Source organism: Paracoccus sp. MA (assembly GCF_020990385.1).
Lineage (GTDB): Bacteria > Pseudomonadota > Alphaproteobacteria > Rhodobacterales > Rhodobacteraceae > Paracoccus.
The window spans coordinates 1355742-1381167 of record NZ_CP087597.1; the positions used below are offsets into that span (position 1 = coordinate 1355742).

At 68.4% G+C, this 25426-nt stretch carries 25 protein-coding genes; 17 read left to right on the forward strand and 8 right to left on the reverse strand.

What is annotated here, in order from left to right:
* The first annotated feature begins 169 nt into the window (after positions 1–169).
* From purB to gap, 4 genes are all read left to right on the forward strand, one after another.
* Positions 170–1486 (forward strand): adenylosuccinate lyase, encoded by a 1317-nt coding sequence (gene purB, locus LOS78_RS06745; protein ID WP_028712827.1) that lies wholly within the window; start codon positions 170–172, stop codon positions 1484–1486.
* A 59-nt stretch (positions 1487–1545) separates the two neighbouring features.
* Positions 1546–2595 (forward strand): flagellar motor switch protein FliG, encoded by a 1050-nt coding sequence (locus LOS78_RS06750; protein WP_230376326.1) that lies wholly within the window; start codon positions 1546–1548, stop codon positions 2593–2595.
* A gap of 288 nt (positions 2596–2883) precedes the next feature.
* Positions 2884–3027, forward strand: coding sequence for a hypothetical protein (locus LOS78_RS06755; RefSeq protein WP_028712829.1), 144 nt, complete (start codon positions 2884–2886; stop codon positions 3025–3027).
* A 252-nt stretch (positions 3028–3279) separates the two neighbouring features.
* Positions 3280–4281, forward strand: coding sequence for a type I glyceraldehyde-3-phosphate dehydrogenase (gap, locus tag LOS78_RS06760; protein ID WP_028716534.1), 1002 nt, complete (start codon positions 3280–3282; stop codon positions 4279–4281).
* Positions 4282–4380: 99 nt separating this feature from the next.
* On the opposite strand, the gene LOS78_RS06765 is transcribed toward gap, so the two are convergent.
* Entirely contained in the window at positions 4381–4683 is a 303-nt protein-coding gene (locus tag LOS78_RS06765; protein ID WP_230376327.1) for an antibiotic ABC transporter, read from the reverse strand.
* A gap of 140 nt (positions 4684–4823) precedes the next feature.
* On the opposite strand from LOS78_RS06765, the gene pyrC reads away from it, so the two are divergent.
* The 8 genes from pyrC (at position 4824) to LOS78_RS06805 (ending at position 13575) form a co-directional block, all read left to right on the forward strand.
* Positions 4824–5867, forward strand: a complete 1044-nt coding sequence (gene pyrC, locus LOS78_RS06770; RefSeq protein WP_230376328.1) for a dihydroorotase — start codon at positions 4824–4826, stop codon at positions 5865–5867.
* Positions 5864–6535, forward strand: a complete 672-nt coding sequence (locus LOS78_RS06775; RefSeq protein ID WP_028712833.1) for an orotate phosphoribosyltransferase — start codon at positions 5864–5866, stop codon at positions 6533–6535. Before pyrC ends, LOS78_RS06775 begins: the two co-directional genes overlap by 4 nt.
* 240 nt (positions 6536–6775) lie before the next feature.
* The gene (locus LOS78_RS06780) at positions 6776–8275 is read left to right on the forward strand and encodes a replicative DNA helicase (protein ID WP_230376329.1); all 1500 of its coding nucleotides are present in this window, start codon (positions 6776–6778) and stop codon (positions 8273–8275) included.
* Positions 8272–8634 carry a DMT family protein gene (locus tag LOS78_RS06785; RefSeq protein WP_230376330.1) on the forward strand — a complete coding sequence of 121 codons (363 nt, stop codon included), beginning with the start codon at positions 8272–8274 and terminating at the stop codon, positions 8632–8634. The genes LOS78_RS06780 and LOS78_RS06785 overlap by 4 nt, the downstream gene beginning before the upstream one ends.
* A gap of 63 nt (positions 8635–8697) precedes the next feature.
* Entirely contained in the window at positions 8698–9903 is a 1206-nt protein-coding gene (locus LOS78_RS06790) for a multidrug effflux MFS transporter (protein WP_230376331.1), read from the forward strand.
* Between the two features lie 59 nt (positions 9904–9962).
* Positions 9963–11357: a short-chain fatty acyl-CoA regulator family protein gene (locus LOS78_RS06795; RefSeq protein ID WP_028716532.1), complete on the forward strand. Its 1395-nt coding sequence runs from the start codon at positions 9963–9965 to the stop codon at positions 11355–11357.
* A gap of 441 nt (positions 11358–11798) precedes the next feature.
* Entirely contained in the window at positions 11799–13085 is a 1287-nt protein-coding gene (locus LOS78_RS06800) for a M23 family metallopeptidase (protein WP_230376332.1), read from the forward strand.
* Positions 13075–13575 (forward strand): polymer-forming cytoskeletal protein, encoded by a 501-nt coding sequence (locus LOS78_RS06805; protein WP_028712839.1) that lies wholly within the window; start codon positions 13075–13077, stop codon positions 13573–13575. The genes LOS78_RS06800 and LOS78_RS06805 overlap by 11 nt, the downstream gene beginning before the upstream one ends.
* A 46-nt stretch (positions 13576–13621) precedes the next feature.
* Here LOS78_RS06805 and LOS78_RS06810 read toward each other — a convergent pair whose 3' ends face one another.
* The 4 genes from LOS78_RS06810 to LOS78_RS06825 all read right to left on the reverse strand — a co-directional run bounded on the left by LOS78_RS06810 (position 13622) and on the right by LOS78_RS06825 (position 16575).
* Positions 13622–14485 carry a DUF2189 domain-containing protein gene (locus LOS78_RS06810; protein ID WP_084637817.1) on the reverse strand — a complete coding sequence of 288 codons (864 nt, stop codon included), beginning with the start codon at positions 14483–14485 and terminating at the stop codon, positions 13622–13624.
* Between the two features lie 53 nt (positions 14486–14538).
* A complete protein-coding gene (gene coaD / locus LOS78_RS06815) occupies positions 14539–15036 on the reverse strand; it encodes a pantetheine-phosphate adenylyltransferase (protein ID WP_028716530.1) in 498 nt (165 codons plus the stop codon).
* Between the two features lie 108 nt (positions 15037–15144).
* Complete coding sequence (locus LOS78_RS06820; RefSeq protein WP_028712842.1) at positions 15145–15582, reverse strand: CBS domain-containing protein; 438 nt, start codon at positions 15580–15582, stop codon at positions 15145–15147.
* Positions 15583–15681: 99 nt separating this feature from the next.
* Positions 15682–16575, reverse strand: a complete 894-nt coding sequence (locus LOS78_RS06825) for a LysR family transcriptional regulator (protein WP_230376333.1) — start codon at positions 16573–16575, stop codon at positions 15682–15684.
* 110 nt (positions 16576–16685) lie between these two features.
* Between LOS78_RS06825 and LOS78_RS06830 the strand changes: the two genes are divergently transcribed.
* The 5 genes from LOS78_RS06830 (at position 16686) to LOS78_RS06850 (ending at position 21809) form a co-directional block, all read left to right on the forward strand.
* A complete protein-coding gene (locus LOS78_RS06830; RefSeq protein ID WP_230376334.1) occupies positions 16686–18185 on the forward strand; it encodes a CoA-acylating methylmalonate-semialdehyde dehydrogenase in 1500 nt (499 codons plus the stop codon).
* Between the two features lie 203 nt (positions 18186–18388).
* On the forward strand, positions 18389–19534 hold the full coding sequence (locus LOS78_RS06835; protein WP_230376335.1) for an acyl-CoA dehydrogenase family protein: 1146 nt from the start codon (positions 18389–18391) through the stop codon (positions 19532–19534).
* A complete protein-coding gene (locus LOS78_RS06840; protein WP_230376336.1) occupies positions 19535–20542 on the forward strand; it encodes an enoyl-CoA hydratase/isomerase family protein in 1008 nt (335 codons plus the stop codon). It abuts the gene before it with no gap.
* Positions 20539–21414, forward strand: a complete 876-nt coding sequence (mmsB, locus tag LOS78_RS06845; protein WP_230376337.1) for a 3-hydroxyisobutyrate dehydrogenase — start codon at positions 20539–20541, stop codon at positions 21412–21414. Before LOS78_RS06840 ends, mmsB begins: the two co-directional genes overlap by 4 nt.
* An 80-nt stretch (positions 21415–21494) precedes the next feature.
* Complete coding sequence (locus tag LOS78_RS06850; protein ID WP_028712848.1) at positions 21495–21809, forward strand: hypothetical protein; 315 nt, start codon at positions 21495–21497, stop codon at positions 21807–21809.
* Here LOS78_RS06850 and recN read toward each other — a convergent pair.
* From recN to lpxC, 3 genes are all read right to left on the reverse strand, one after another.
* Entirely contained in the window at positions 21806–23449 is a 1644-nt protein-coding gene (gene recN, locus LOS78_RS06855) for a DNA repair protein RecN (RefSeq protein ID WP_230376338.1), read from the reverse strand. The genes LOS78_RS06850 and recN overlap by 4 nt on opposite strands.
* 33 nt (positions 23450–23482) lie before the next feature.
* Positions 23483–24325, reverse strand: coding sequence for an outer membrane protein assembly factor BamD (locus tag LOS78_RS06860; RefSeq protein ID WP_028712850.1), 843 nt, complete (start codon positions 24323–24325; stop codon positions 23483–23485).
* A 130-nt stretch (positions 24326–24455) separates the two neighbouring features.
* Entirely contained in the window at positions 24456–25397 is a 942-nt protein-coding gene (lpxC, locus tag LOS78_RS06865; protein ID WP_230376339.1) for a UDP-3-O-acyl-N-acetylglucosamine deacetylase, read from the reverse strand.
* Between the last annotated feature and the right edge of the window lie 29 nt (positions 25398–25426).

Below are 25426 nucleotides of genomic sequence, written 5' to 3' on the forward strand. Positions count from 1 at the left end.
CGCCACGAGAGCCGGTCCACCGCATCCGCTGGCGGGACATGCGCGCCCTCACCTCCGGCCGCGCGTCTTCCGCCGCCGGCCCGCTTGCGGCGCCCGGCCATTTCGCCTCTCCCGCAGTTGCGGCCTCCTCCCCAACCGAATAGAACCCCCGCAAACACAGGAGCTCCCGATGATCCCGCGCTATGCCCGCCCCGAAATGGTCGCCATCTGGTCGCCCGAGACCAAGTTCCGCATCTGGTACGAGATCGAGGCGCATGCCTGCGACGCCCAGGCCGATCTGGGGGTGATCCCGCGCGAGAATGCCGAGGCTGTCTGGAAGGCCAAGGACGTCGAGTTCGACGTCGCCCGCATCGACGAGATCGAGGCCGTGACCAAGCATGACGTCATCGCCTTCCTGACCCATCTGGCCGAGCATATCGGCGCCGAGGAGGCCCGCTTCGTCCATCAGGGCATGACCAGCTCGGACGTGCTGGACACCACGCTGAACGTGCAGCTGGTGCGCGCCGCCGACATCCTGCTGGCCGACATGGACAAGGTGCTCGCCGCACTGAAGAAACGCGCCTATGAGCACAAGGATACGGTCCGCATCGGCCGCAGCCACGGCATCCATGCCGAGCCGACCACCATGGGCCTGACCTTCGCCCGCTTCTATGCCGAGATGGCCCGCGGCCGCGAGCGGCTGGAGCGCGCGCGCGAGGAAGTGGCGACCGGCGCCATCTCGGGCGCGGTCGGCACCTTCGCCAATATCGACCCGGCGGTCGAGGAACATGTCTGCGCGAAAATGGGCCTCTCCCCCGAGCCGATCTCGACCCAGGTCATCCCGCGCGACCGCCATGCGATGTTCTTCGCCACGCTGGGCGTGATCGCCAGCTCGATCGAGAACATCGCCATCGAGATCCGCCACATGCAGCGCACCGAAGTGCTTGAGGCCGAGGAATATTTCAGCCCCGGCCAGAAGGGCAGCTCGGCCATGCCGCATAAAAGGAACCCGGTCCTGACCGAGAACCTCACCGGCCTGGCCCGCCTGGTGCGCATGGCGGTCGTGCCGGCGATGGAGAACGTGGCGCTGTGGCACGAACGCGACATCAGCCATTCCTCGGTCGAGCGCGGCATCGCCCCCGATGCGACGATCACCCTGGACTTCGCGCTGAACCGCCTGGCCGGGGTGATCGAAAAGCTGGTGGTCTATCCCGAGAACATGTTGAAGAACATGAACAAGTTCAAGGGCCTGGTCATGTCGCAGCGCGTGCTTCTGGCGCTGACCCAGGCCGGCGTCAGCCGCGAGGACGCCTATCGGCTGGTGCAGCGCAACGCCATGAAGGTCTGGGAGCAAGGCGCCGATTTCAAGACCGAGCTGCTGGGCGATGCCGAGGTGACGGCCGCACTCTCGCCCGCCGAGATCGAGGAGAAGTTCGACCTCGGCTATCACACCAAGCACGTCGACACGATTTTCGCCCGCGTCTTCGGCGAGTCCGGGGCGCGTTAACCGGACATTCGCCTTTTCCTGCCAGATTGCCCCAAGGACGAACGAATCGGGGGCAATCCATGGGCGTTCCGGCAATCGGGGGGGCGGGGCTGACCGCCCGGCAGAAGGCGGCGGTGATCGTGCGGCTGGTGCTGGCCGAGGGCGAGGATATCGATCTCGCCCGGCTGCCGGCGGAATTGCAGACCGGGCTTGCGCAGGAAATGGCGCTGATGGGCGTCATCGACCGCGACACCCGCAATGCCATCGTGGCGGAGTTCTGCGACCGGCTGGAATCGGTCGGCCTGTCCTTTCCGGGCGATATCGACGGCACGCTGGACCTGCTCGACGGCCATCTCTCGCCCGACACCAGCGACCGGCTGCGGCGCATGGCGGCGCTGAACGGCGCCGGCGACCCCTGGGACCGCATCGCGGCGACGACGCCCGCCCTGCTGGCCGAACTGGCCCGGACCGAGGCGGTGGAGATCGCGGCAGTGATGTTCTCGAAACTGCCGGTGCCGCGCGCGGCCGAGGTGTTCGGCCTGCTCGACCCCGATCTGGCCCGGCAGATCGCCTATGCCATGTCGCCGACCGGCGGGATCGGGGCCGATGCGTTGCAGCGCATCGGCAAGGCGCTGATCCAGGCCGCGGATGCGGTGCCGCAGCCGCCGCTGGAGGGCAAGGCCGGCGAAAAGGTCGGGGCGATCCTGAACTTCTCGCCTTCCAGCATGCGGGACAGCGTGCTGGCGGGCCTGGACGACGACGATGCCGCCTTCGCGGGAGAGGTGCGCAAGACCATCTTCACCTGGGCGCATATCCCCCGCCGCGTCGATCCGCGCGACATCGCCCGCATCACGCGCGAGGTGGACAATCCCGTTCTGCTCAAGGCGCTGGCTGGTGCCAGGGGCGAGGCCCGCGAGACGGTGGATTTCATCCTTGGCGGCATCTCGAGCCGGCTGGCCGAGTCGATGCGCGAGGAGATGGAGGGGCTGGGCAAGGTCTCGGCCCGCGATGCAGAGGAAGCCATGGATCAGGTGGTGGCGGCGATCCGCCGCATGGAGGCGGCGGGCGACCTGTTCCTGATCGCGCAGGAGCCCGAGGAAGAGGAACCGGGCGAGGACCCGCCCGGCTGATCCCCGGCAACCGGCGCGGCGGCAGAGGCAGAGCGGCGGCTGGCATGACGCGGATGGCAGAGCGGCGGCTGCCCGGCGCAAATGGCACGGCGGCGACGGGCGGCTCGGCCGCCGGCGGCACCGCCAGCGGGGCAACGACGTTGCACACGGCGGGCCGCACAGCGGGCAAGGGCCTGGCCCTTGCTGGTGCCGGGTGCCGCCGCAGGGCTTGCCAGATCCCGGCCCCTGTCCTAGCAGAGGGCGCAACGGCAACTGGGGCCGGGCCGGGCAATCGTGGGGATCGGAGACATGACAAACCAGATCGCGCTGGTGCTGGGCCTGTTGATCCTGGGCCTGTTCGCGGCGGATGCGCTGATCCTGCATTGGGGCCTGCCGCTGTTCCTGGGCAAGCAATTCGCCAGCCTGATCGAATATCTCAGCTTCTGGCGATAGGGGGCAGCTCCCAGAGCGCACGCCGCGCGATTCGCCCGGCGCTGCCGGGCGGCGCGGGACGGGCGCATCTCCTCCCGGCGACACGGCGCGCCTCTCCCGTCCGCTTCCAGCCGGCGGCCCGACGGCGCCCGCCGCGTCGCGATCCGGCAACTTTCGATCAAGTTTCCACCCCCGCCGCCTTGAGGCATTTGCATTCCCCCGGCAATGCGGGCTATCAGCACCGCGAAACATCATCAGCGGCGGAGGAACCCCATGGCTGTCAAGGTGGCGATCAACGGCTTTGGCCGGATCGGTCGGAACGTGCTGCGCGCGATCATCGAATCGGGGCGCAATGATATCGAGGTCGTGGCGATCAACGACCTGGGCCCGGTCGAAACCAATGCGCATCTGCTGCGCTACGACTCGGTCCACGGCCGCTTTCCCGCCGAGGTCAAGGTGACCGACGACTCGATCGACGTCGGCCGCGGCCCGATCAAGGTCACCGCGATCCGCAACCCTGCCGAGCTGCCCTGGGGCGACATCGACGTCATCATGGAATGCACCGGCATCTTCGCCTCGAAGGAAAAGGTGCAGCCGCATCTTTCGACCGGCGCCAAGCGCGTGCTGATCTCGGCCCCCGGCGACAATGCCGACAAGACCATCGTCTTCGGCGTGAACCACGACACGCTGACCAAGGACGACATCGTCGTCTCGAACGCCAGCTGCACCACCAACTGCCTGTCGCCGGTCGCCAAGGTGCTCAATGACAGCATCGGCATCGCCCGCGGCTTCATGACCACGATCCACAGCTATACCGGCGACCAGCCGACGCTGGACACCATGCACAAGGACCTGTATCGCGCCCGCGCCGCCGCGCTGTCGATGATCCCGACCTCGACCGGGGCGGCCAAGGCCGTGGGCCTGGTGCTGCCGGAACTCAAGGGCAAGCTGGACGGCGTGGCGATCCGCGTGCCGACCCCCAACGTCTCGGTCGTGGACCTGGTCTTCGAGGCCGCCCGCGACACCTCGGTCGAGGAGATCAACGAGGCGATCCGCAGCGCCGCCAACGGTCCGCTGAAGGGCATCCTGGGCTATACCGACGAAAAGCTGGTCTCCTCGGACTTCAACCACGATCCGCACAGCTCGGTCTTCCACATGGACCAGACCAAGGTGATGGAGGGCAAGCTTTGCCGCATCCTGACCTGGTATGACAACGAATGGGGCTTCTCGAACCGCATGTCGGACACCGCGGTCGCCATGGGCAAGCTGATCTGAGCCCGGAGCCGGCCGAAGAAACGGAAAACGCGCCCCGGAAACGAGGGCGCGTTTTTCATATCCGGTCGGATCCCGGCGCCCAGGCGCAGGCCGCGCGCGTCAGCCCTTGCCCGAGAGGCGCCGCACATTGGCGCGGGTGCGCCGGCGATAGGGCCGCAGCGCCGCCGCCATGACCCGGTCGGCGCGCTCGCCGCGCCCCGCCGCACGCAAGGCGGCATGCAGCGCCTCGGTGGCGGCATCGGCCTTCTCGACCACCATGCGCCGCGGCTCGGCCGCATCCTGGCGCACCAGGCCCAGCAGACCCGCGGTGCGCCATGCGATGACCATATGCGATTCCCAGGCCATGCGCGCCATCTGCTGCCACAGCAGCAGCGGCGCCTGCATGGCCGAATAATTCATCATTCCGAAACCCATCCCGAATTCCCTTCGCACGACCGCTAGGCGGGACAGGCTGCGCCCCCGGCGGCGAAATGCCAAGAGCCACTTTGGGATTGCCCTTTGCCCTATGGCCTTGTTGCCGCACCCGGTATAGAGGGAAAATCATGATCCGATCCGTAACGCTCCGACGCCCCGACGACTGGCACCTGCATCTGCGCGACGGCGCCATGCTGCAGGCAGTGGCTTCATTTTCCGGCCATTTCGGCCGGGCGATCATCATGCCGAACCTGGTGCCGCCGGTGGTGACCGGCGCGCAGGCCGCGGCCTATCGCGACCGGATCCGCGCCGCCCTGGGCCCGGAAATGACGTTGCGTCCCTTGATGACGCTCTACCTCACCGAAACCACCGATCCGGCCGATGTTCTGGCCGCCCATGCCGAGGGAATCATCTCGGCGGTCAAGCTCTACCCGGCCGGCGCGACCACCAATTCGGCCTCGGGCGTGCGCGATTTCGACAAGGTGCGCGGCGTGCTGGAGGCCATGGCCCAGGCCGGCATCCCGCTCTGCTTCCATGGCGAGGTCACCGATCCGGCGGTGGACATCTTCGACCGCGAGGCCGTTTTCATCGACCGGGTGCTGGACCCGATCCGCCGCGCCACCCCCGGCCTGCGCGTGGTGATGGAACATATCACCACCTCGGACGGCGTGGATTATGTCGCCGCCAACGAGGATATCGGCGCGACCATCACCACCCACCACCTGGTCATCAACCGCAACCACATCCTGGCGGGCGGCATCCGCCCGCATTACTACTGCCTGCCGGTCGCCAAGCGCGAGACGCACCGGCTGGCGCTGCGCCGCGCCGCGACCTCGGGCGATGCGCGCTTCTTCCTCGGCACCGACTCGGCGCCGCACCCGGACCGCGCCAAGGAATCGGCCTGCGGCTGCGCCGGCTGCTTCACCGCACCGAACACCATGTCGATCCTGGCGCAGGTCTTCGAGGAGGAGGATGCGCTCGACCGGCTGGAAGGCTTCACCTCGCTGCATGGCGCCGGTTTCTACCGCATGGAACCCAACGAGGACCGCATCCGGCTGGTCCGGCGCGACACGCCCGCCGCCTATCCGACTCATATCCCCGCCGGCGACGAGACCGTCACCGTGTTCGACCCCGGCTTCCCGCTCTACTGGCACCTCGAGGATCCCGCATGACCCTGCCCTTTCCCCCGCATGAGGAAATCGCCCGGCTGACCGCCCGCATGCTGCTGGAGATCAAGGCGGTGCATTTCAACGCGGCCGAGCCCTTCACCTATGCCTCGGGGCTGAAGGGACCGACCTATATCGACTGCCGCAAGCTGATCAGCTTCCCGCGCATCCGCTCGACACTGATGGACTTCCTGGCGGCGACGGTCCTGCGCGAGGCGGGCTTCGCCGCCTTCGACAATGTCGCCGGCGGCGAAACGGCGGGCATCCCCTTTGCCGCCTGGGTGGCCGAGCGGCTGGAACTGCCGATGACCTATGTGCGCAAGAAGCCCAAGGGCTACGGCCGCAATGCCCGCATCGAGGGCGCCATGACCGAGGGCCAGCGCGTGCTGCTGGTCGAGGACCTGACCACCGACGGCGGCTCGAAGCTGAGCTTCGTCGACGCGATCCGCGAGACCGGCGCCACCTGCGGCCATACGGCGGTGATCTTCTATTACGGCATCTTCCCGGACACCACGCAGCGCCTGGCCGACCATGGCGTCAGGCTGCATTATCTCTGCACCTGGTGGGACGTTCTGGCCGAGGCCAAGGCGCAGGGCTTCTATGACGAGGCGACGCTCTCCGAGGTCGAGAGCTTCCTGACCGATCCGCGCGCCTGGCAGGCCGCGCATCCCTGACTTGGCCCCAGCCTGCGGGCACGGTGCCTGGCAGCACGGTGGCAATGGGTATTTGAGCAACAGAGAAGACCGGGGCGCCGCGCGCTGGTCTTCTCTGTTGCTCAAATACCCATGCCGCCCTCGCCACCCGCGCAAGGGCGGCAATCTGCCCACAGCTTATCCACAGCATATCCCGATGGACCCCGGAGCGCATAAGGTGGATAACGACCCCCAGCCGAGTCGAAGGTCGGAGACCATGGGATGAGCGAGTTGCGCGCCGTCGAAGTCAGGAAACCCGGCGAGATCGCCGAGGCCGCCGCCGAACAGGCGGTGCCCTTTTCGATCGAGGCCGAGCAGCAGCTGCTGGGCGCGCTTCTGACCAATAACGAGGTCTATGACCACGTCTCGCGCATCATCAAGGCCGGGCATTTCTACGACCCGGTCCACCGCCGCATCTACGAGATCTGCGCCGAGCGCATCGCCCGGAACGCGCTGGCCAGCCCGGTGACGATCAAGGCCTTCATGGAGCATGACGCGGGGCTCAAGGAACTGGGCGGACCGGCCTATCTGGCGCGTCTGGCCGGGGCGGCGATCTCCTCCCATGCCGCGCGCGACTATGCGCAGATGATCCGAGAATTCGCCCTGCGGCGCGAGCTGATCGGGCTGGGGCAGGACATCGCCGCCCGCGCCTCGACCGTCTCGGTCAGCGATTCCGCCGAGGAGCAGATCAAGGAGGCCGAGCAGGTCCTCTACAAGCTCGGCGAGCAGGGCGTGGCCGAGCGGGGTTTCCAGAGCTTCCTTGCCGCGGTCACCGGCGCGCTGAATGCCGCCAATGCCGCCTTCAGCCGGGGCGGCGGGCTGTCGGGCATCTCGACCGGGCTGGTGGATCTGGACGGCAAGATGGGCGGGCTGAACCGCTCGGACCTGATCATCCTGGCCGGGCGGCCTTCGATGGGCAAGACCTCGCTGGCGACGAACATCGCCTTCAACGTCGCCAGGGAGCACAAGCTGGGCGAGCTGCCCGACGGCACGCATGGCACGGTGGCGGGCGGCGTCGTCGGCTTCTTCAGCCTGGAGATGTCGGCCGAGCAGCTGGCAGCGCGCATCCTCTCCGAGGCGGCCGAGGTGCCCAGCGAGGCGATCCGCCGCGGCGACATGACCGAGGACGAGTTCCGCCGTTTCGTGAAGGCCGCGCACGACCTGCAGAACTGCCCGCTTTACATAGACGACACGCCGGCGCTGCCGATCAACCAGCTGGCCGCGCGGGCCCGCAAGCTCAAGCGCACCATGGGGCTGGACCTGCTGATCGTGGACTATCTGCAGCTGCTGCGCGCCGCCTCGGCCAAGGACAGCCGCGTCAACGAGGTCAGCGAGATCACCCAGGGTCTCAAGGCCGTCGCCAAGGAGCTGGACATCCCCGTCATCGCGCTCTCGCAGCTGTCGCGCCAGGTCGAGGCGCGCGAGGACAAGCGCCCGCAGCTGTCCGACCTGCGCGAATCCGGCTCGATCGAGCAGGACGCCGATATCGTCATGTTCGTCTTCCGCGAGGAATATTACCGCGAGCGCGAAAAGCCCGCCGACCACGACCTGGACAAGATGGCGGCCTGGCAGCAGGTCATGGAGGCCTGCCACGGCAAGGCCGAGGTCATCATCGGCAAGCAGCGCCACGGCCCCATCGGCACCGTCGAGCTGTCCTTCGAGGGCCGCTTCACCCGCTTCGGCAACCTGGAGAAGCATCGCAGCTGGGACCGTTCTGAATGAACCTGCCGGTGCCTGCGGTCACCATCGGCCTGCTGATCCTGTCGAACCTGTTCATGACCGTCGCCTGGTATGGGCACCTGAAGTTCAAGGCCGCGCCGCTGCTGCTGGTGATCCTGGTCAGCTGGGGCATCGCCTTCTTCGAATATGTGCTGCAGGTGCCGGCGAACCGCAGCGGCTACGGCCATTTCAGCGCCGCGCAGCTCAAGACCATCCAGGAGGTGATCAGCCTGTCGATCTTCGTGCTGTTCTCGTGGCTCTGGCTGGGCGAGCGGCTGACCTGGAACATCGGCCTGGGCTTCGGCTTCATCTGCTTCGGCGCCTTCCTGATCTTTCACAGGTTCGGCGCAGCCCCGAATTGAGGCGAAACAGCGCCGCGTAAACAGGCGGTTGCCTTTGTCCGCCGCTCGGGCAATCTATGCGCCATGACCGCCCTTCCCCCCGCCCCGCGCCGGCCCAGCCTGATCACCCTCGTCTCGATTTCGGCCACGGGCGCGCTGTCGATGAACATCTTCCTGCCCTCGCTGCCGGCGATGGCGCGGGATTTCGGCGTCGAATACGGCTTCATGCAGCTGTCGGTCTCGGCCTTCCTGGCGGTCAGCGCGGTGCTGCAGCTGCTTTGCGGCCCGATCAGCGACCGTTTCGGGCGCCGGCCGGTGGTGCTGGGCTCCTTCGCGATCTTCCTGCTGGCAACGCTGGGCACGCTGCTGGCGCCCAGTGCCGGCTGGTTCATGCTGTTCCGGCTGGTCCAGGCGGTGGTGACGACCGGCTTCGTCATCAGCCGCGCCGTGGTGCGCGACATCGTCCCGGCCGAGCAGGCGGCCAGCATGATCGGCTATGTCACCATGGGCATGTCGCTGGTGCCGATGATCGCCCCGACCCTGGGCGGCGTGCTGGACGAGACGCTGGGCTGGCAGGCCAGCTTCATCGCCATGGGCATCGCCGGGCTTGGCGTCATGGCGCTTTGCGCCTGGGACCTGACCGAGACGGCGCGCGGCGGCGGCGTGCCGCTGCGCCAGCAGGTCGCGACCTATCCGGTGCTGGCCCGTTCGCAGCGGTTCTGGGGCTACGCGCTGGCGGCGACGCTGAGCGCGGGCTCGTTCTATGCCTATCTGGGCGGCGCGCCCTTCGTGGGGCAGGTCGTGCTGCACCTGACGCCGGCCGAGGTCGGCTACTGGTTCGCGGGCCCCTCGATCGGCTATGCGCTGGGGAACTTCATTTCGGCCCGGTTCTCGACGCGGATCGGCATGAACCGGATGATCCTCGTCGGCGCGCTGATCTGCTCGGGTTTCCTTCTGGCGGCGCTGCTGGTGGATCTGGCCGGCGGGCTGACGCCGCTGGTGTTCTTCGGCGCGGTCGGCTTCATGGGGCTGGGGAACGGCATGCTGCTGCCCAATGCCAATGCCGGCATGATGAGCGTGCGGCCCGAACTGGCCGGCACCGCCAGCGGCCTGGGCGGAGCCATGGCGGTCGCGGGCGGGGCCGGGCTGGCGGCGCTGGCCGGCGCGCTGCTGCATGACGATTCCGGCGCCGGGCCGCTGCTGGTGATCATGACCGGCTCGGCCATCGCCTCGATCCTGTTCATCCTTTGGGTGATGATCCGCGAAAGGCAGGTCATCGCCCGCGGCTGACCCCTTGCGGCGGCGCCTTTGCAAAGCGTATTCCTGTCTTTGCAAAGCCAGGAGGTCAGATGGCCACCCAGAAGATCTATGCCGGGGTCGCCCTGCGCGAGACCCGCGCCCGCGCCGGGCTGACCCAGCGCGCCTTCGCCGACCGGCTGGGGGTCTCGCTGCCCTATCTCTCGCAGATGGAGAACAACCACCGGCCGGTCTCGGCCGGGGTGCTGCTGCGGCTCGCCTCGGAGTTTTCGGTCGATCTGGGCGCCATGGCGGTGGGCGATGCCGAACGCATGGTGATGGACATGGCCGAGGCGCTGGCGGACCCGCTGTTCGACGCCACACCGCCCCGCGCCGATCTGCGGCTGGCGGCGACCAATGCGCCGGCGCTGGCCCGCGCCTTCCTGGATCTTTATCGGGCCCATCGCCAGGGACAGGAACGGCTGGCGGCGCTGGACGAGGCACTTGGCGCCGGCGCCCAGAACGCCACGCCCTCGCCCTGGGAAGAGGTGCGCGACTTCTTCCATTACTGCGACAACTATATCGACGCCGTGGACCGCGCCGCCGAGCATTTCGCCCGCTCGCGCCCCGACCAGCGCCCGCTGGAGCGCGCCATCGCCGCGCTGGCCGAACGCGGCATCGAGGTCACCCTTGCCGAGCTGGGCAGCGGCGCCGTCTATCTGCGCGAGGGCAAGCGCATCACCCTGAACGCCGCCGCCGAGCCCGCGACGCAGGCCTTCCAGCTGTTGCACCTGTTCGCGCTTGAGACCCGGGCCGACCTGCTGGAGGCGACGCTGGAACTGGCCCGGTTCCGCAGCGCCTCGGCCCGCGACATCGCTCGGCTGGGGCTGGCCAACTATTTCGCCGGCGCCGCGATGATGCCCTATGCCCGCTTCCTGCAAACCGCGCGGGCCGAGCGGCACGACCTGGAGCGGCTGGCGCATCTGTTCGGCGCCTCGCTGGAACAGGTGGCGCATCGGCTTTCGACCATGCAGCGCGGCGGGGACCGGGGGGTGCCGTTCTTTTTCGTGCGCGTCGACCAGGCCGGCACCATCACCAAGCGCCATTCCGCCACCCGGATGCAATTCGCCCGGTTCGGCGGTGCCTGCCCGCTGTGGAACGTGCATCAGGCCTTCGAGACGCCGGGCCGCTTCCTGCGCCAGCTGGCCGAGACCCCGGACGGCAAGCGATACCTGCTGCTGGCGCGCGACGTGTCGAAGCCCGGGGGCGCCTTCGGCGCGCCGGTACGGCGCTTCGCCATCGGGCTGGGCTGCGAGATCAGCCATGCCCGCGACATGGTCTATGCCGACGGGCTGGACCTCGGCAATCCGCAACTGTTCGAGCCGATCGGCGTGTCCTGCCGGATCTGCCCGCGGCCGAACTGCCATCAACGCTCGGTGCCGCCGGTGGACCGGCATATCCGCATCCCGCCGGACCGGCCAGGGCCGCTGCCCTACGAGATCGCCTGAAGCGGCGGCAAACGCGCAGGCCCGCATCCGGTTCCCCTGTCCGCGGTCCCGGCGCCGCCCAGCCCACGCCCGACCCGGGCGAACCTTTGCCGATCCCGGCGGTTCTGCCCATTTGCCAGGCAGCGGATTCGCGCGGAACCCGCAAGCCACAGCACGGCGGGCCGGCAAAGATCCGGCGCAACTAAGGGAAATGAATCAGACCTGCTTTTAGGCGCTTATCCCCCGAAGCTCGAATATCAATTCCAGGTTGCGGGGTAATCGCCGCTCTCCCCCGGCGAATATCCACCCGCCGCGCGCCAGGGCATCGGCGTCAATCCGCCCAAGATCCGTGCAGACGGCCCAGTGCTGTTGCGCTTTGGGCACAGGTCGGATTTATCCGTGCGCAGCGTCACGACCGCCCCTGCTTGGCCGGTCCGGCGAAAACAACATGGACCCGGGACATTGCGCATCACCCATAGCCTGAATTCGGTGCTTGAGCGCTGGCTGCCAGAACAGCGCCTCTTCCTGAAATCGGACAAGACCACCCGCTTCCTGCGGCTGCGTCCGATGACCCAGCTGATCGCACTTGGCGGCACGGCGCTGGTCTTCGGCTGGTCGATCATCGCCAGCTCGATCCTGGTCATCGACGCGATCAGCGCCGGGTCGTCCCGCGACGAGGCGCTGCGTTCCCAAAGCGCCTTCGAGGCCCGGCTGACCGATCTTTCGGCCGAACGCGACAGCCGCGCCGCCGAGGCGGTGGCCGCGCAGAACCGCTTTGCCGTGGCGCTGGACCAGGTATCGCGCATGCAGTCGCTGCTGCTGGAATCCGAGGCGCGCCGGCGCGAACTGGAAACCGGGCTGGGCGCGGTGCAGGCCAGCCTGCAAGAGGTGGTCAAGGCCCGGCACCAAGCCGAGGCTAGCGACGAGGACGGCGCGGCCGCCCCCGCCCGCACCGCCGAGCTGCAGGCCGCGCTGGACATCCTGGCGGGCGAGCTGAAGCAGGCCGCCAGCGCCCGCAGCGAGGCCGTGCAGCAGGCCGAGGACGCCCGCCGCCTGGCCGAGGCCGTCACGCTGGAGCGCGATCAGATCGTCGCCCGCAACGACGAGATCCTGACCCAGCTGGAGGATGCCGTTTCCGTCTCGGTCAAGCCGCTGGACGACATGTTCCGCAGCGTCGGCATGAACCCGGACGAGATCCTCAAGACCGTGCGCCGCGGCTATTCCGGCCAGGGCGGCCCGCTGAACCCGGTGGGCTATTCCTCGAGCGGCAATGCCGAGATCACCCAGGGCGAGGCCAAGGCCAACGAGATCCTGATCACCCTGGACCAGATGAACAGCTATCGCATCGCGGTAGAGAAGATGCCGCTGGCCATGCCGGTGCAGGCCGCCTTCCGCTACACCTCGCCCTTCGGCCGGCGCTGGGGCCGGATGCACGAGGGCATCGACATGGCGGCGCCGGTCGGCACGCCGGTCTATGCCACCGGCGAAGGCACGGTGGTCTTTGCCGGCTGGCAGCGCGGCTATGGCAACCTGATCAAGATCCAGCACGAGCTGGGCACCGAGACCCGCTATGGCCACCTGTCCAAGATTCGCGTGAAGGTGGGCCAAAAGGTGTCGCGCGGCAGCCAGATCGGTGATATGGGCAATACCGGCAGATCGACCGGCTCACATCTTCACTATGAAGTCCGCGTGAACGGCCGAGCCGTGAACCCCATGAGCTTCATCAAGGCAGCCCAGAATGTTTTCTAAGACCCGTGTGACCGAACCCGGCCCCCGCACCCAGCCGACCCCCGAGCCCGAAGCCGCGCGCAGCCTGGACACGAGTTACGACATTCCCGCCGCGGCCGCGCCGCGCACGCGCACCACGCCTTCGGTGCTGTCCTCGGACCTGACCGTCACCGGCAACATCCAGACCCAGGGCGACATCCAGGTCGAGGGCACGGTCGAGGGCGACATCCGCGCCCATCAGCTGGTGGTCGGCGAAAGCGCTACCATCCGCGGCGAGATCGTGGCCGAGGAGGTCGTGGTGAACGGCCGTGTCGTCGGCCGCGTCCGTGGCCTCAAGGTGCGCCTGACCGCCACCGCGCGCGTCGAGGGCGACATCATCCACAAGACCATCGCCATCGAATCCGGCGCCCATTTCGAGGGCTCGGTGCAGCGCCAGGAAGATCCGCTGGCCAATGGCGTCACCAAGAAGCTGGCGCCCCCCGCCGCGCGCGAGGCCGACGCGGCCGAGTGATCGAGGGATCATCCGGAAAGACGGGCGGCCCTTGCGCCGCCCTTTTTCATGGCATCGGTTCGGGGTCCGGCATGAGCCGACGATACATGTGCCAGCTGGCATGGCCCAGCACCGGCAGGACGATGAACAGCCCCAGGAACAGCGGCAGGATGCCGGCGAACAGCAGCGCCGCGATGACCAGCGCCCAGGCCAGCATCACCGGCAGATTCGCCCCCACCGCCTGAAAGCTGGCGATGATGGCCGAGATCAGGTCGACCTCGCGGTCCAGGATCAGCGGCAGCCCGACCACGGTGATCGAGAACAAGAGCGCCGCGAAACCCGCCCCGACCACCGTGCCGGTCAGCAGCATGACCAGCCCCCGGCCCTGCAGCAGCACCTCGGCCGAGGAGGTGATGTTGGTCAGCGCCGAAACGCCCATGAACAGCGCGAAGGTGGTATGGGCGACGAAGACCCAGAACATGAACATCAGCAGGATCACCATGGCCATCGAGGGCACCTGCCGGTCCTTCTGCGCGACGACCACGGCCAGCACCTCGCGCCAGATCAGCGGCCGGTCGGATTCGATGCGGCGGCTGACCTCGTAAAGCCCGACCGCGGCGAAAGGCGCGATCAGCGGAAAGCCGACGATGAAGGGCATCAGCCACCATTCCTGCCCCGCCGCTGTGGCCACCGCCGTCAGCACCAGCCCGCCCATGACGTAGAAGGCGGCAAAGAGCAGGCCGAAGGCCGGGGCGCGGCGGAAATCCCGCCAGCCCGCCGCCAGCACCGCCGGAATGGCGTCGAAGCCGATCACCTCGGGCAGCGGGATCTCGTCCGGGCCGGGATCGGGCGAGGGATCGGGCAGCGGCGGGCGTTCGGGCTCGGGGATCGGCGTGGGGATCGGCTTGGGGTCGGTATCGGTCACGGCCATCTGTTCCTCCGTCAATGGGCGAAGGTTAGCAGGCTGGCGGCAAAGCGAAAGCCTCAGCGCGCGAAGCGGTCGACCAGCGCGTCCTTGACCGCGGGAGAGACGAATTTCGACACGTCGCCGCCCAGCCGCGCGATCTCCTTGACCAGTTTCGAGGCGATGGCCTGGCGGCGGGCATCGGCCATCAGGAACACCGTCTCGATGCTGGCGTCCAGCGCCCGGTTCATGCCGACCATCTGGAATTCGTATTCGAAATCCGCCACCGCCCGCAGGCCGCGCACGATCACCGTGGCGCCGACATCGCGGGCGCAGTCGATCAGCAGATTCTCGAACGGATGGACGACGATCTCGCCGCTGGAACGGGCGGCGACGATGCGGTCGCATTCCTCGCGCACCATGGCGACGCGGTCCTCGAGCCCGAAAAGCGGTCCCTTGTCGCGGTTTATGGCGACGCCGATCACCAGCCGGTCCACCAGCTCCAGCGCCCGCTGGATGATGTCGAGATGCCCCAGCGTGATGGGATCGAAGGTGCCTGGATAAAGCCCGATGCGCATGATGGGTGCGTCTCCTCGCCGAATATCCGCAGTCAAACAAAGTTCGGCAAGGAAATGCAAGGCCATGCGCCGATCCGGCGATTCGGCGCGGCGGGCGGGCGCCGGGCCTCAGTTGCCCATGATCATGCCGGTCAGCGCCTCTTTCTCGGCGGCGAGCTCCTTGAGCCGGGCCGAGACCGCATCGCCGATCGAGACCAGGCCCACCATCTCGCCCTGCTCGTTCACCACCGGCAGGTGGCGGAACCGGCCCTGGGTCATGCGGTCCAGGATCACCAGCGCGTCCTCGCCGGTGGCGCAGGTCATCAGCTTGCGGGTCATCAGTTCCGAGATCGGCAACTCGAGGATCGCGGCGCCGCGCTTGCCCAGTTCGCGCACGATGTCGCGCTCGGACAGGATGCCCAGCGGGATCTTGCCGTCCTCGGAGACCACGATCGCACCGATGCGCTTTTCCGAAAGCAGCTTGGCGGCATCGGCCACGCTGGCATCCGGGGCGACGGTGAAAATCTCGCCGCTGGCTTTCATCGACAGGATCTGGTTCACGAGCATTGCTGTTCCTCCTCGGGTCGGGCTGGCGAAGGCTGCCTCTGGCGCCCAGCGTCACCTCAACCCGCGCTTGCGTCAAGCCCGCTGTTGCAGCGCAGCGATTCAGGGCAAGACCAGCGCCTGCAGCCGCGCCACCTCGGCTCGGATGCCCTGCGCCAGGGCATCCGCCAGCCGGTTCATCCGCTGCGAGCGGCGGTCGTCGGCGTGCCGGATCAGCCAGAAGCTGCGCGTGAGCGAGATCTGGTCGGCCAGAACCCGCCGCACGCCGGGACAGAAGGGAATCGCGAAGTCATGCACGATGCCCAGCCCCGCCCCGACCCGGATCGCCTGCATCTGCACCGAGACCGAGTTCGAGGTCAGCGCCGCCCATTCCGCCCCGGTCTCGGTCAGGTAGTCCAGCTCGCGGTCGAAGATCATGTCGGCGATATAGCCGATCATGCGATGGCCGCGCAGGTCCTCGCGCGAGCGGATCGGGGGATGGGTGCGCAGGTAATCCTCATGCGCGGCAAGGTGCAGGTGGTAATCGGTCAACCGCTGCACCACCAGCCGCCCGGCCTGCGGCTGCGAGACGGCGATGGCCATGTCTGCCTCGCGCTTCGACAGGTTGAAGACCCGCGGCAGGGCAACGATCTGGATCTCCAGCCGCGGATGCGTCTCGGAGAGCCGCGCACAGAGCTGCGGCAGCAGGTAGTTCGCGCAGCCGTCCGGCGCGCCGATGCGCAGCTGGCCGGTGAGGTCGCCCGGCCCGGTCAGCGCCTCCTCGGCGCCGCTCAGCGCCGCCTCGACCGCCTCGGCATGGGGCAGCAGCCGCTCGCCCTCGGGGGCGAGGCCGTAGCCCTGCGGGGTCTTGACGAACAGCTTGGCCCCCAGCGCGCTTTCCAGCCGCGCCACCCGCCGGCCCACGGTCGAGGCGTCGATGCCCAGCCGCCGGCCCGCCCCAGACAGGCTGTCCGCACGCGCCACGGCCAGAAAGATGCGCAGGTCGTCCCAGTCCATGCTCGTCGCCTTTGCAAAAATGCAAAACCCTTTTGCCAGACTTCCTCTTTTTCCGGCAATGCTGCAAGTCTATGATCCGCCCGAAGATGCGAAACCCTCGGGAGGCACCCATGGAAGAACTGAGCCACTGGATCGACGGCAAAGAGGTCAAGGGCACCTCGGGCCGCTTCAGCGATGTGATGAACCCGGCGACCGGCGAAGTGATCGCCCGCCTGCCACTGGCCACCCCGGCCGAGCTGGACGCCGCCGTGCGCAGCGCCGAGAAGGCGCAGGTCGCCTGGGCCGCCACCAACCCGCAGCGCCGCGCGCGGGTGATGATGAAATTCGGCCAGCTCATCAACGAGAACATGGAAAAGCTGGCCGAGCTGGTCTCGCGCGAGCATGGCAAGACCCTGCCCGACGCGCGCGGCGACGTGCAGCGCGGCCTTGAGGTGATCGAGGTCTGCATGGGCGCGCCGGCGCTGCTCAAGGGCGAGTTCACCGACAATGGCGGCCCCGGCATCGACCTTTATTCCATGCGCCAGCCGCTGGGCGTGGTCGCGGGCATCACCCCCTTCAACTTCCCGGCGATGATCCCGCTGTGGAAGATGGGCCCGGCGCTGGCTTCGGGCAACGCCATGATCCTGAAGCCCTCCGAGCGCGTGCCCTCGACCTCGATCATGCTGGCCAAGCTGGCGCAAGAGGCCGGGCTGCCGGACGGCGTGCTGCAGGTCGTCAACGGCGACAAGGAAATCGTGGACGCGATCCTCGACCACCCGACCATCCAGGCGGTGGGCTTCGTGGGCTCGACCCCGATCGCGCAATACATCTACGGCCGCGCCGCGACCAACGGCAAGCGCGCGCAATGCTTCGGCGGCGCCAAGAACCACATGCTGATCATGCCCGATGCCGACCTGGACAAGGCGGCGGACGCGCTGGTCGGCGCCGGCTTCGGCGCGGCGGGCGAACGCTGCATGGCGATCTCGGTCGCGGTGCCGGTGGGCGACAAGACCGCCGACGCGCTGATCGAGCGGCTGATCCCCAAGATCGAAAAGCTGAAGGTCGGCCCCTATACCGCCGGCGAGGACGTGGATTTCGGCCCGGTCATCACCAAGGCCGCGCAGGAGCGCATCAACCGGCTGATCGATTCCGGCGTGGAACAGGGCGCCAAGCTGGTGGTCGACGGCCGCGGGCTGAAGATCCAGGGCTATGAGAACGGCTTCTTCTGCGGGCCCTCGCTTTTCGACAACGTGACCCGCGATATGGAGATCTACAAGGAAGAGATCTTCGGCCCGGTGCTCTCGACCGTGCGGGCGCAGAGCTACGAGGATGCGCTGAACCTGGTCATGGACAACGACTATGGCAACGGCACGGCGATCTATACCGCCGACGGCGACACGGCGCGCGACTTCGCCAGCCGGGTGAACGTGGGCATGGTCGGCATCAACTTCCCGATCCCGGTGCCGCTGAGCTATTACACCTTCGGCGGCTGGAAGAAGTCGGCCTTCGGCGACCTGAACCAGTATGGCCCGGACGCCTTCCGCTTCTACACCAAGACCAAGACCGTCACCGCCCGCTGGTTCTCGGGCATCAAGGACGGCGTGGCGCTGAACTTCAAGGCCATGGACTGACGGCTCGGGCGGGCGGGGCTCTGCCCCCGCGTTCCCCGCACCCCTCGAAGGGGTGCAGGGAACGCTCCCCCGGGATATTTGAACAAGAAAGAAACCGGGGCGGCGACACCCCCGCCCTTTCGCGCAAGCCTGCAAAACTTGCGCAACATTTTCCGGCCATCACCGGCAAGACACATCATCACGAAAGACATGAGGGGGAGAGCATGGATTTCGCGCTGAGCGAAGAACAGCAAGCAATATTCGATCTGGCGCGGGATTTCGGGACGGCGGAGATCGCACCCCATGCCCGCGCCTGGGAAGAGGCTGGGACCATCCCGCGCGCGCTGTGGCACAAGGCCGCCGAGCTGGGCTTCGGCGGCGTCTATGTCGGCGAGGATCACGGCGGCACCGGGCTGTCGCGGCTGGACGCCACGCTGGTCTTCGAGGCGCTGGCCATGGCCTGCCCCTCGGTCGGATCGTTCCTGTCGATCCACAACATGTGCGGCGGCATGATCGACAAGTTCGGCACGCCCGAGAACAGGGCGCGCTGGCTGCCCGGCCTGTGCAGCATGGAAAAGGTGTTCTCCTATTGCCTGACCGAGCCGGGCTCGGGCTCGGACGCCGCGGCGCTGCGCACTCGGGCCGAGCGGGTGCCGGGCGGCTGGAAGCTGAACGGCACCAAGGCCTTCATCTCGGGCGGCAGCTATTCGGATTGCTATCTGGTCATGGTCCGCACCGGCCAGGACGGGCCGCGCGGCATCTCGACCATGGTGGTCGAAGCCGGCACCCCGGGCCTGAGCTTCGGCGCGCTCGAACAGAAGATGGGCTGGAAGGCGCAGCCGACCGCGCAAGTGCAGTTCGACGATTGCGTGATCCCCGAGGAGAACCTGATCGGCGAGGAAGGCCGCGGCTTTGCCTATGCCATGGCCGGCCTGGACGGCGGGCGGCTGAACATCTCGGCCGGCGCGCTTGGCGGCGCGCAGGCGGCGCTGGACGCGACCCTGCGCTACATGGGCGAGCGTCGCGCCTTCGGCCAGACGCTGGACCAGTTCCAGGCGCTGCAATTCCGCCTGGCCGAGATGGAGACGGCGCTGCAATCCGCGCGCATCTTCCTGCGCCAGGCGGCCTGGAAGCTGGACCGGGCCGAGCGCGACGCGACCAAGTTCTGCGCCATGGCCAAGCTGCATGTGACCGACCGCGCCTTCGAGGTCGCCAATCAATGCCTGCAACTGCATGGCGGCTACGGCTATCTTGCCGATTACGGGATCGAAAAGATCGTGCGCGACCTGCGCGTGCACCAGATCCTGGAAGGCACCAATGAAATCATGCGGCTGATTATCGGCCGCGCCCTGCTGGCGGAGCGTGACTGAATGGCCGAGATGATCATCCGCAAGGACCGCCGCGCCGGGCGGCTGACCTTCAACCGCCCGCAGGCGCTGAACGCGCTGAGCCACGAGATGGCGCTGGCCATCGACGCGGCGCTGCAAGAGTGGCGCGACGATCCCGAGGTGGCGCTGGTCGTCATCGATGCCGCGGGCGAGCGCGCCTTCTGTTCGGGCGGCGACATCGCCGCCGTCTATCGCGCCGGGCTGGAAGGCGACCACCGGGTCGGCCGCGCGTTCTTTCGCGACGAATACCGCATGAACGCGCGGATCGCCGAATATCCCAAGCCCATCGTCGCCTTCATGCAGGGCTTCGTCATGGGCGGCGGCGTCGGCGTCGGCGGCCATGCCAGCCACCGCATCGTCGGCGACACGACCCAGATCGCCATGCCCGAGACCGGCATCGGCCTGATCCCGGATGTGGGCGGCAGCTGGCTGCTGGGCCATGCGCCGGGCCGCTGCGGCGAATATCTGGGCCTGACCGGGGCGCGGATCGGCGCCGGCGACGCGATCTTCACCGGCTTCGCCGACAGCTATATCCCAGAGGCGGAATGGCCGGCGCTGATCGACCGGCTGGCCGAAACCGGCGACGTGGCCGCGATCGCGCCTCACCCCCGCCCCGAGGCGCCGCTGGAAGGCCGCGACCTTTCGGCCTTCGGCGGTCCGAGCGTGGCCGAGATCGTCGCCGCGCTGGAGGCGGCGGGCGACGAGGCGGCGCTGAAGCCCTTGCGCCGCAACTCGCCCCTGTCGATGGCGGCGACGCTGGCGCTGGTGCGCGCGGCGCGCGGCGATGCCAGCCTGCGCGACAGCCTGGCGCGCGAGCTGCGCTTCACCGCCCGCGCCACGGCCGAAAGCGATTTCCTGGAAGGCGTGCGGGCGCAGATCATCGACAAGGACCGCAACCCGCAATGGTCGGCCGATGCCAGCCCCGCGCATGTCGCGGCGATGCTGGCGCCGCTGGGCGAGGATGAAATCGAATGGGAGGACCGGACATGAAGATCGGATTCATCGGCTTGGGCAATATGGGCGGCCCGATGGCGGCCAATCTGGCCAAGGCGGGGCACGCGGTCGCAGGCTTCGACCTGGCCGCGCCGATGCCCGAGGGCGTCGTCAAGGCCGCCAGCGCCGCCGAGGCGGCGCAGGGCGCCGAGGTGGTGATCACCATGCTGCCGAACGGCGCCATCCTGCGCGCGGTCGCGGAGGAGGTGATTCCGGCCATGACCGCGGGCGCGGTGTTCTGCGACTGCTCGACGGTGGACGTGGAAAGCGCCCGCGCGGTGGCGGCGCTGGCGCAGGCGGCGGGGCTGGGTGCGCTGGACGCGCCGGTTTCGGGCGGGGTCGGCGGCGCGACCGCCGGCACGCTGACCTTCATGGTCGGCGGCTCGGCCGATGCCTTTGAGAAGGTGAAGCCGCTCTTCGACGTCATGGGCCAGAAGGCCGTGCATTGCGGCGAGGCGGGCGCCGGCCAGGCCGCCAAGATCTGCAACAACATGATCCTGGGCGTGACCATGATCGCCACCTGCGAGGCCTTTGCGCTGGCCGACAAGCTGGGGCTGGACCGGCAGAAGATGTTCGACGTGGTCTCGACCTCCTCGGGCTACAGCTGGACGATGAACGCCTATTGCCCGGCGCCGGGCGTGGGTCCGCAATCGCCCGCCGACAACGGCTACAAGCCGGGCTTCGCCGCCGAGCTGATGCTGAAAGACCTGCGGCTCAGCCAGCAGGCCGCCGAGGCCGCGGATGCCGACACGCCGATGGGCGAGCTGGCCGCCGCCCTCTATGCCCGCTTCGTCGAGGACGAGGACGGAAAGGGCCGCGACTTCTCGGCCATGCTGCCGAGATTCGAAAAACGTCACCGGCACGACTGATTTCTCGCATTCGTGAGGGAGCCGATCAGGGGTTTGCGGCGTTTAATCCCTGATCAAGATTATCGTGCCAGGCTGGAGCCATGTTCCGCAACCGCCAGAGCCTGTTTATCGCCGTCGGCCTTTTGGCCCTTGCTCCGGCTACTCTTGCCCAGAACGCCGGGCAGGCAGCGGCACCGGCCGCCCAGGTCGCCGCCGAGCCGCCGGGCATGCTGCGCGTCGGCGACCGCCTCGACAGCGCGCGCCTGCATCAGGTGACGCGCCCCGGGCTTTACGGCATGAGCGAGGCGCCTTCCGGCAGCCGCTACGGCATCGTCGACGGCAAGCTGATCCGCTATGATCCGGAAAGCGCCCAAGTGCTGTCCATCATCCGGCAGGTGGACCGGATCATGGATTAACCCTGCAGCAAGGCCCGCGCCGCCTCTTTCGCGGCCGGGGTGACCTCTTCCCCCGAGAGCATGCGGGCGATTTCCTCGATGCGCTGGCTGGCGGTCAGGGCGGCGACATTCGAGGTGGTCATGCCGCCCTCGACCGATTTCGCCACCCGGAAATGATGCCCGCCAAGCGCCGCCACCTGCGGGCTGTGCGTGACGACCAGCACCTGCGCACCCTCGGCCAGCCGGGCCAGGCGCCGGCCCACCGCATCGGCGGTGGCGCCGCCGACGCCGCGGTCGATCTCGTCGAAGATCAGCACCAGCGCGTCGTTGCCGCGCGCCAGGCAGACCTTGAGCGCCAGCAGGAAGCGCGACAACTCGCCGCCCGAGGCGATGCGGTCCAGGGGTCCGGCCGGCGCGCCCGGATTGGTGGCGACGGTGAAGGCCACGGCATCGCGACCCTCGGGGCCGGGCTCGGCGCCGGAGAGCCGGGTCTCGAAAACCGCGCGCTCCATCTTCAGCGGCGCGAGCTCGGCCGCCATCGCGGCATCGAGCCGCTCGGCGGCCGTGGCGCGCTGTTGCGACAGGGCAGCCGCGGCGGCGTCATAGGCGGCGTCGGCCGCCGCCACAGCCTCGCGCAGGCGCGCCAGATCCCCCTCGCCCGCGTCGATGCGGGACAGCCGGGCCCGCAGCGCGTCGGCGAGGCCCGCCAGGTCATCGGCCAGCACGTCATGCTTGCGCGCCAGTGCGCGCAGGGCAAACAGCCGCTCCTCGGTGGCTTCCAGGTCGCGCGGGTCGAAATCCATCGCCTCCAGCGCCGCCTCGACGCCCGAGACCGCCTCGCCCAGCTCGATCAGCGCCCGCTGCAGGGCCGCGGCGGGGGCCTCCAGCCGGCCCTCGGCGCGCTCGGCGGCGCCATCGAGCCAGCGCGCGGCGTCGAGCATGGCGCCCTCGGCCCCTTCCGACCCCAGGGCCTGCAAGGCCCGCGCCACGTCCTCGCGGATGCGCTCGGCGCCCTGCATGGCGCGGCGGCGGGTGTCCAGTTCGGCCTCCTCGCCCGGCTGCGGGGCAAGCTTGTCGATCTCGGCCACGGCATGGCGCAGGAATTCCTCCTCGCCCTTCGCCGCCGCCAGCGCCGCCTCGGCCTGCTCCAGCGCCGCGCGCGCCTCGCGGCGCGCGGCCCAGGCGGCGCGGGTCGGGCCAAGGTCAGCGCCGGCAAAGGCGTCGAGCAGCAGCCGGTGGCCGCGCGGATTCAGCAGCCCCCGGTCGTCGTGCTGGCCATGCAGCTCGACCAGCAGCTCGGAAAGCGTCCGCAGCACCTCGCCCGAGGCGCGCCGGTCGTTGATCCAGCCGGTCTTGCGCCCGTCGCCGGCATTCACGCGGCGGATGATCAGCTCGTCCGAGACCGGAAAACCCGCCTCGTCCAGCAAGCTGCGGGCGGGATGGCCGGGCGGCAGGTCGAAGACTGCCGTGACCTCGCCCTGGCTCGCGCCCTGGCGCACCAGGTCGGCCCGGCCGCGCCAGCCCAGCACGAAGCCCAGGCAATCGAGCAGAATCGACTTGCCCGCCCCGGTCTCGCCGGTCAGCACGTTCAGGCCCGGCCGGAACGCCAGTTCCAGCCGGTCGATCAGCAGCATGTCTCGGATTTCAAGCGAAAGCAGCATCACCCCACCCGTAGGGCGCGCTTCAGCGCACCCTCACAGCCATTTGCCCTGGATGACCTGGCGATAGACGCGGGTCAGCCAACTGTCGCCGCGCGCCTCGGGCTGCAACCCATGGCCGCGCAGCTGCGCATAGGCGTCCTGATAGAAGGGCGAGGAGCGGAAATTGTGGCCCAGGATCGCCCCCGCCGTCTGCGCCTGATCGTTCAGGCCAAGCGCCAGATAGGCCTCGACCAGCCGCATCAGCGCCTCGGGCGTGTGGGTGGTGGTCTGGAACTCCTCGACCACCACGCGGAAGCGGTTGATCGCCGCGGTGTAATGGCCGCGCTTCAGATAGTAGCGGCCGATCTCCATCTCCTTGGCGGCGAGATGGTCGAAGGCCAGATCGAATTTCAGGATGGCCGAACGGGCGTATTCCGTATCGGGATATTGCTCGATCACCTCGCGCAGCGATTGCAGCGCCTGGAAGGTCAGGCCCTGGTCGCGGCCGATCTCGTCGATCTGGTCGTAGTAGGAAAGCGCCAGCAGGTATTTCGCATAGGCCGCATCCTCATCGCCCGGATAGGTGTCGATGAAACGCTGCGCCGCGCCGCGCGCCTCTTCGTAGTCGCGGGCGCGGTGATGGGAATAGGCCTGCATGATCAGCGCGCGCTTGGCCCATTCGGAATAGGGATAGAGCCGCTCGACCTCGGTGAAATACTTCACCGCATCCTTCGGCTTGCGCGTGTTCTCAAGCTCGTATTCGCCGCGCTTGTAGATTTCCTCGGCGGTGAAATTCTCGAATGATTCGGGCTGATTGCCCGAGCCGCCGCCACAGCCCGCCAGAAGGCCCAACGACAGCACAGCCGCGACCAAGGAACCCGATCTGATGCCTGTCATTCCACCCTGCCCGTCAGAAATTCATGCCGCCGCACGGGCGGAAAGGCCCGCGCGGCCCGGTCGTCCTAGCACAGAAAATCGGGCTGCGCAAAATGCCAAAACCGCAAAAGCGGCGGCATGCCCGTCACCTTCAGGCGACGGCCAGCTGACGGGGGCGGGGCGCAAGGCGCGCGGCCGAGGCCAGCACCCCGGCGCCGGGCAGGCGGCTTTCCATCGCCGGGGTCAGCGTGACCCATTCCCAGGCATCGGGCTGGGCGAAAAGCGCGCGCAGCAGCTTGTTGGTCATGGCATGCCCGGCGCGATGGCCGGTATAGCGCGCCAGCAGCGGCGCACCGGCCAGCGCCAGGTCGCCCACCGCGTCCAGCATCTTGTGGCGCACCGCCTCGTCGCGGTGGCGCAACCCGCCGGGCGAGAGCACCTTGTCGCCATCGACAACCACGGCGTTCAGATAGGTGCCGCCAAGCGCCAGGCCGTTCCGCTGCATCTGCACCACATCGGCCTGGCGGCAGAAGGTGCGGCTGTCCATCAGCTCGTGCACGAAACTGCCATTGGCCATGTCGAGGCGCTTTTCCTGGTGGCCGATCGCCGCATCCGCGAAGTCGATGTCGAAATGGATCTCCAGGTGGTCGGCGGGCGACAGGCGGGCGAAGGCCTCGCCCTGCTGTACCTCGACCTCGCGCAGCACGCGGATGGCGCGCAAGGGCGCACCGGGCTGCTGGCGCAGGCCGGCCTCGAGGATACCCTGGACGAAGGGAGCCGAGGAACCGTCGAGGATCGGCACTTCCGGCCCGTTCACCTCGACCACGGCATTGTTGATGCCGGTGCCGGCCAGCGCGGCCATCACATGCTCGACCGTCGAGACGGTGGCGCCGCGGCCGTTGTCCAGCAGCGTGCAGAGCTGCGAGGGCGTGACGTGATCCCAATGCGCCGGAATACGCGCGCGGCCCAGATCGGTGCGCACGAAGACGATGCCGTGATCGGCGGGCGCCGGCAGGATCGCCAGGCGCACGGCCGCACCCGAATGCAGCCCGACGCCGCGGAACTGGGCTTTCTGAGCGATGGTGGTCTGCATGGTCTTGCCTGCCGCTTGCTGTGAACTTT

Bases quoted from the DNA above. Each gene is read 5' to 3' on its own strand.
- purB (WP_028712827.1), top strand. From the start codon at position 170: ATGATCCCGCGCTATGCCCGCCCCGAAATGGTCGCCATCTGGTCGCCC.
- LOS78_RS06750 (WP_230376326.1), top strand. From the start codon at position 1,546: ATGGGCGTTCCGGCAATCGGGGGGGCGGGGCTGACCGCCCGGCAGAAG.
- LOS78_RS06755 (WP_028712829.1), top strand. From the start codon at position 2,884: ATGACAAACCAGATCGCGCTGGTGCTGGGCCTGTTGATCCTGGGCCTG.
- gap (WP_028716534.1), top strand. From the start codon at position 3,280: ATGGCTGTCAAGGTGGCGATCAACGGCTTTGGCCGGATCGGTCGGAAC.
- LOS78_RS06765 (WP_230376327.1), bottom strand. From the start codon at position 4,683: ATGATGAATTATTCGGCCATGCAGGCGCCGCTGCTGCTGTGGCAGCAG.
- pyrC (WP_230376328.1), top strand. From the start codon at position 4,824: ATGATCCGATCCGTAACGCTCCGACGCCCCGACGACTGGCACCTGCAT.
- LOS78_RS06775 (WP_028712833.1), top strand. From the start codon at position 5,864: ATGACCCTGCCCTTTCCCCCGCATGAGGAAATCGCCCGGCTGACCGCC.
- LOS78_RS06780 (WP_230376329.1), top strand. From the start codon at position 6,776: ATGAGCGAGTTGCGCGCCGTCGAAGTCAGGAAACCCGGCGAGATCGCC.
- LOS78_RS06785 (WP_230376330.1), top strand. From the start codon at position 8,272: ATGAACCTGCCGGTGCCTGCGGTCACCATCGGCCTGCTGATCCTGTCG.
- LOS78_RS06790 (WP_230376331.1), top strand. From the start codon at position 8,698: ATGACCGCCCTTCCCCCCGCCCCGCGCCGGCCCAGCCTGATCACCCTC.
- LOS78_RS06795 (WP_028716532.1), top strand. From the start codon at position 9,963: ATGGCCACCCAGAAGATCTATGCCGGGGTCGCCCTGCGCGAGACCCGC.
- LOS78_RS06805 (WP_028712839.1), top strand. From the start codon at position 13,075: ATGTTTTCTAAGACCCGTGTGACCGAACCCGGCCCCCGCACCCAGCCG.
- LOS78_RS06810 (WP_084637817.1), bottom strand. From the start codon at position 14,485: ATGGCCGTGACCGATACCGACCCCAAGCCGATCCCCACGCCGATCCCC.
- coaD (WP_028716530.1), bottom strand. From the start codon at position 15,036: ATGCGCATCGGGCTTTATCCAGGCACCTTCGATCCCATCACGCTGGGG.
- LOS78_RS06820 (WP_028712842.1), bottom strand. From the start codon at position 15,582: ATGCTCGTGAACCAGATCCTGTCGATGAAAGCCAGCGGCGAGATTTTC.
- LOS78_RS06825 (WP_230376333.1), bottom strand. From the start codon at position 16,575: ATGGACTGGGACGACCTGCGCATCTTTCTGGCCGTGGCGCGTGCGGAC.
- LOS78_RS06830 (WP_230376334.1), top strand. From the start codon at position 16,686: ATGGAAGAACTGAGCCACTGGATCGACGGCAAAGAGGTCAAGGGCACC.
- LOS78_RS06835 (WP_230376335.1), top strand. From the start codon at position 18,389: ATGGATTTCGCGCTGAGCGAAGAACAGCAAGCAATATTCGATCTGGCG.
- LOS78_RS06840 (WP_230376336.1), top strand. From the start codon at position 19,535: ATGGCCGAGATGATCATCCGCAAGGACCGCCGCGCCGGGCGGCTGACC.
- mmsB (WP_230376337.1), top strand. From the start codon at position 20,539: ATGAAGATCGGATTCATCGGCTTGGGCAATATGGGCGGCCCGATGGCG.
- LOS78_RS06850 (WP_028712848.1), top strand. From the start codon at position 21,495: ATGTTCCGCAACCGCCAGAGCCTGTTTATCGCCGTCGGCCTTTTGGCC.
- recN (WP_230376338.1), bottom strand. From the start codon at position 23,449: ATGCTGCTTTCGCTTGAAATCCGAGACATGCTGCTGATCGACCGGCTG.
- LOS78_RS06860 (WP_028712850.1), bottom strand. From the start codon at position 24,325: ATGACAGGCATCAGATCGGGTTCCTTGGTCGCGGCTGTGCTGTCGTTG.
- lpxC (WP_230376339.1), bottom strand. From the start codon at position 25,397: ATGCAGACCACCATCGCTCAGAAAGCCCAGTTCCGCGGCGTCGGGCTG.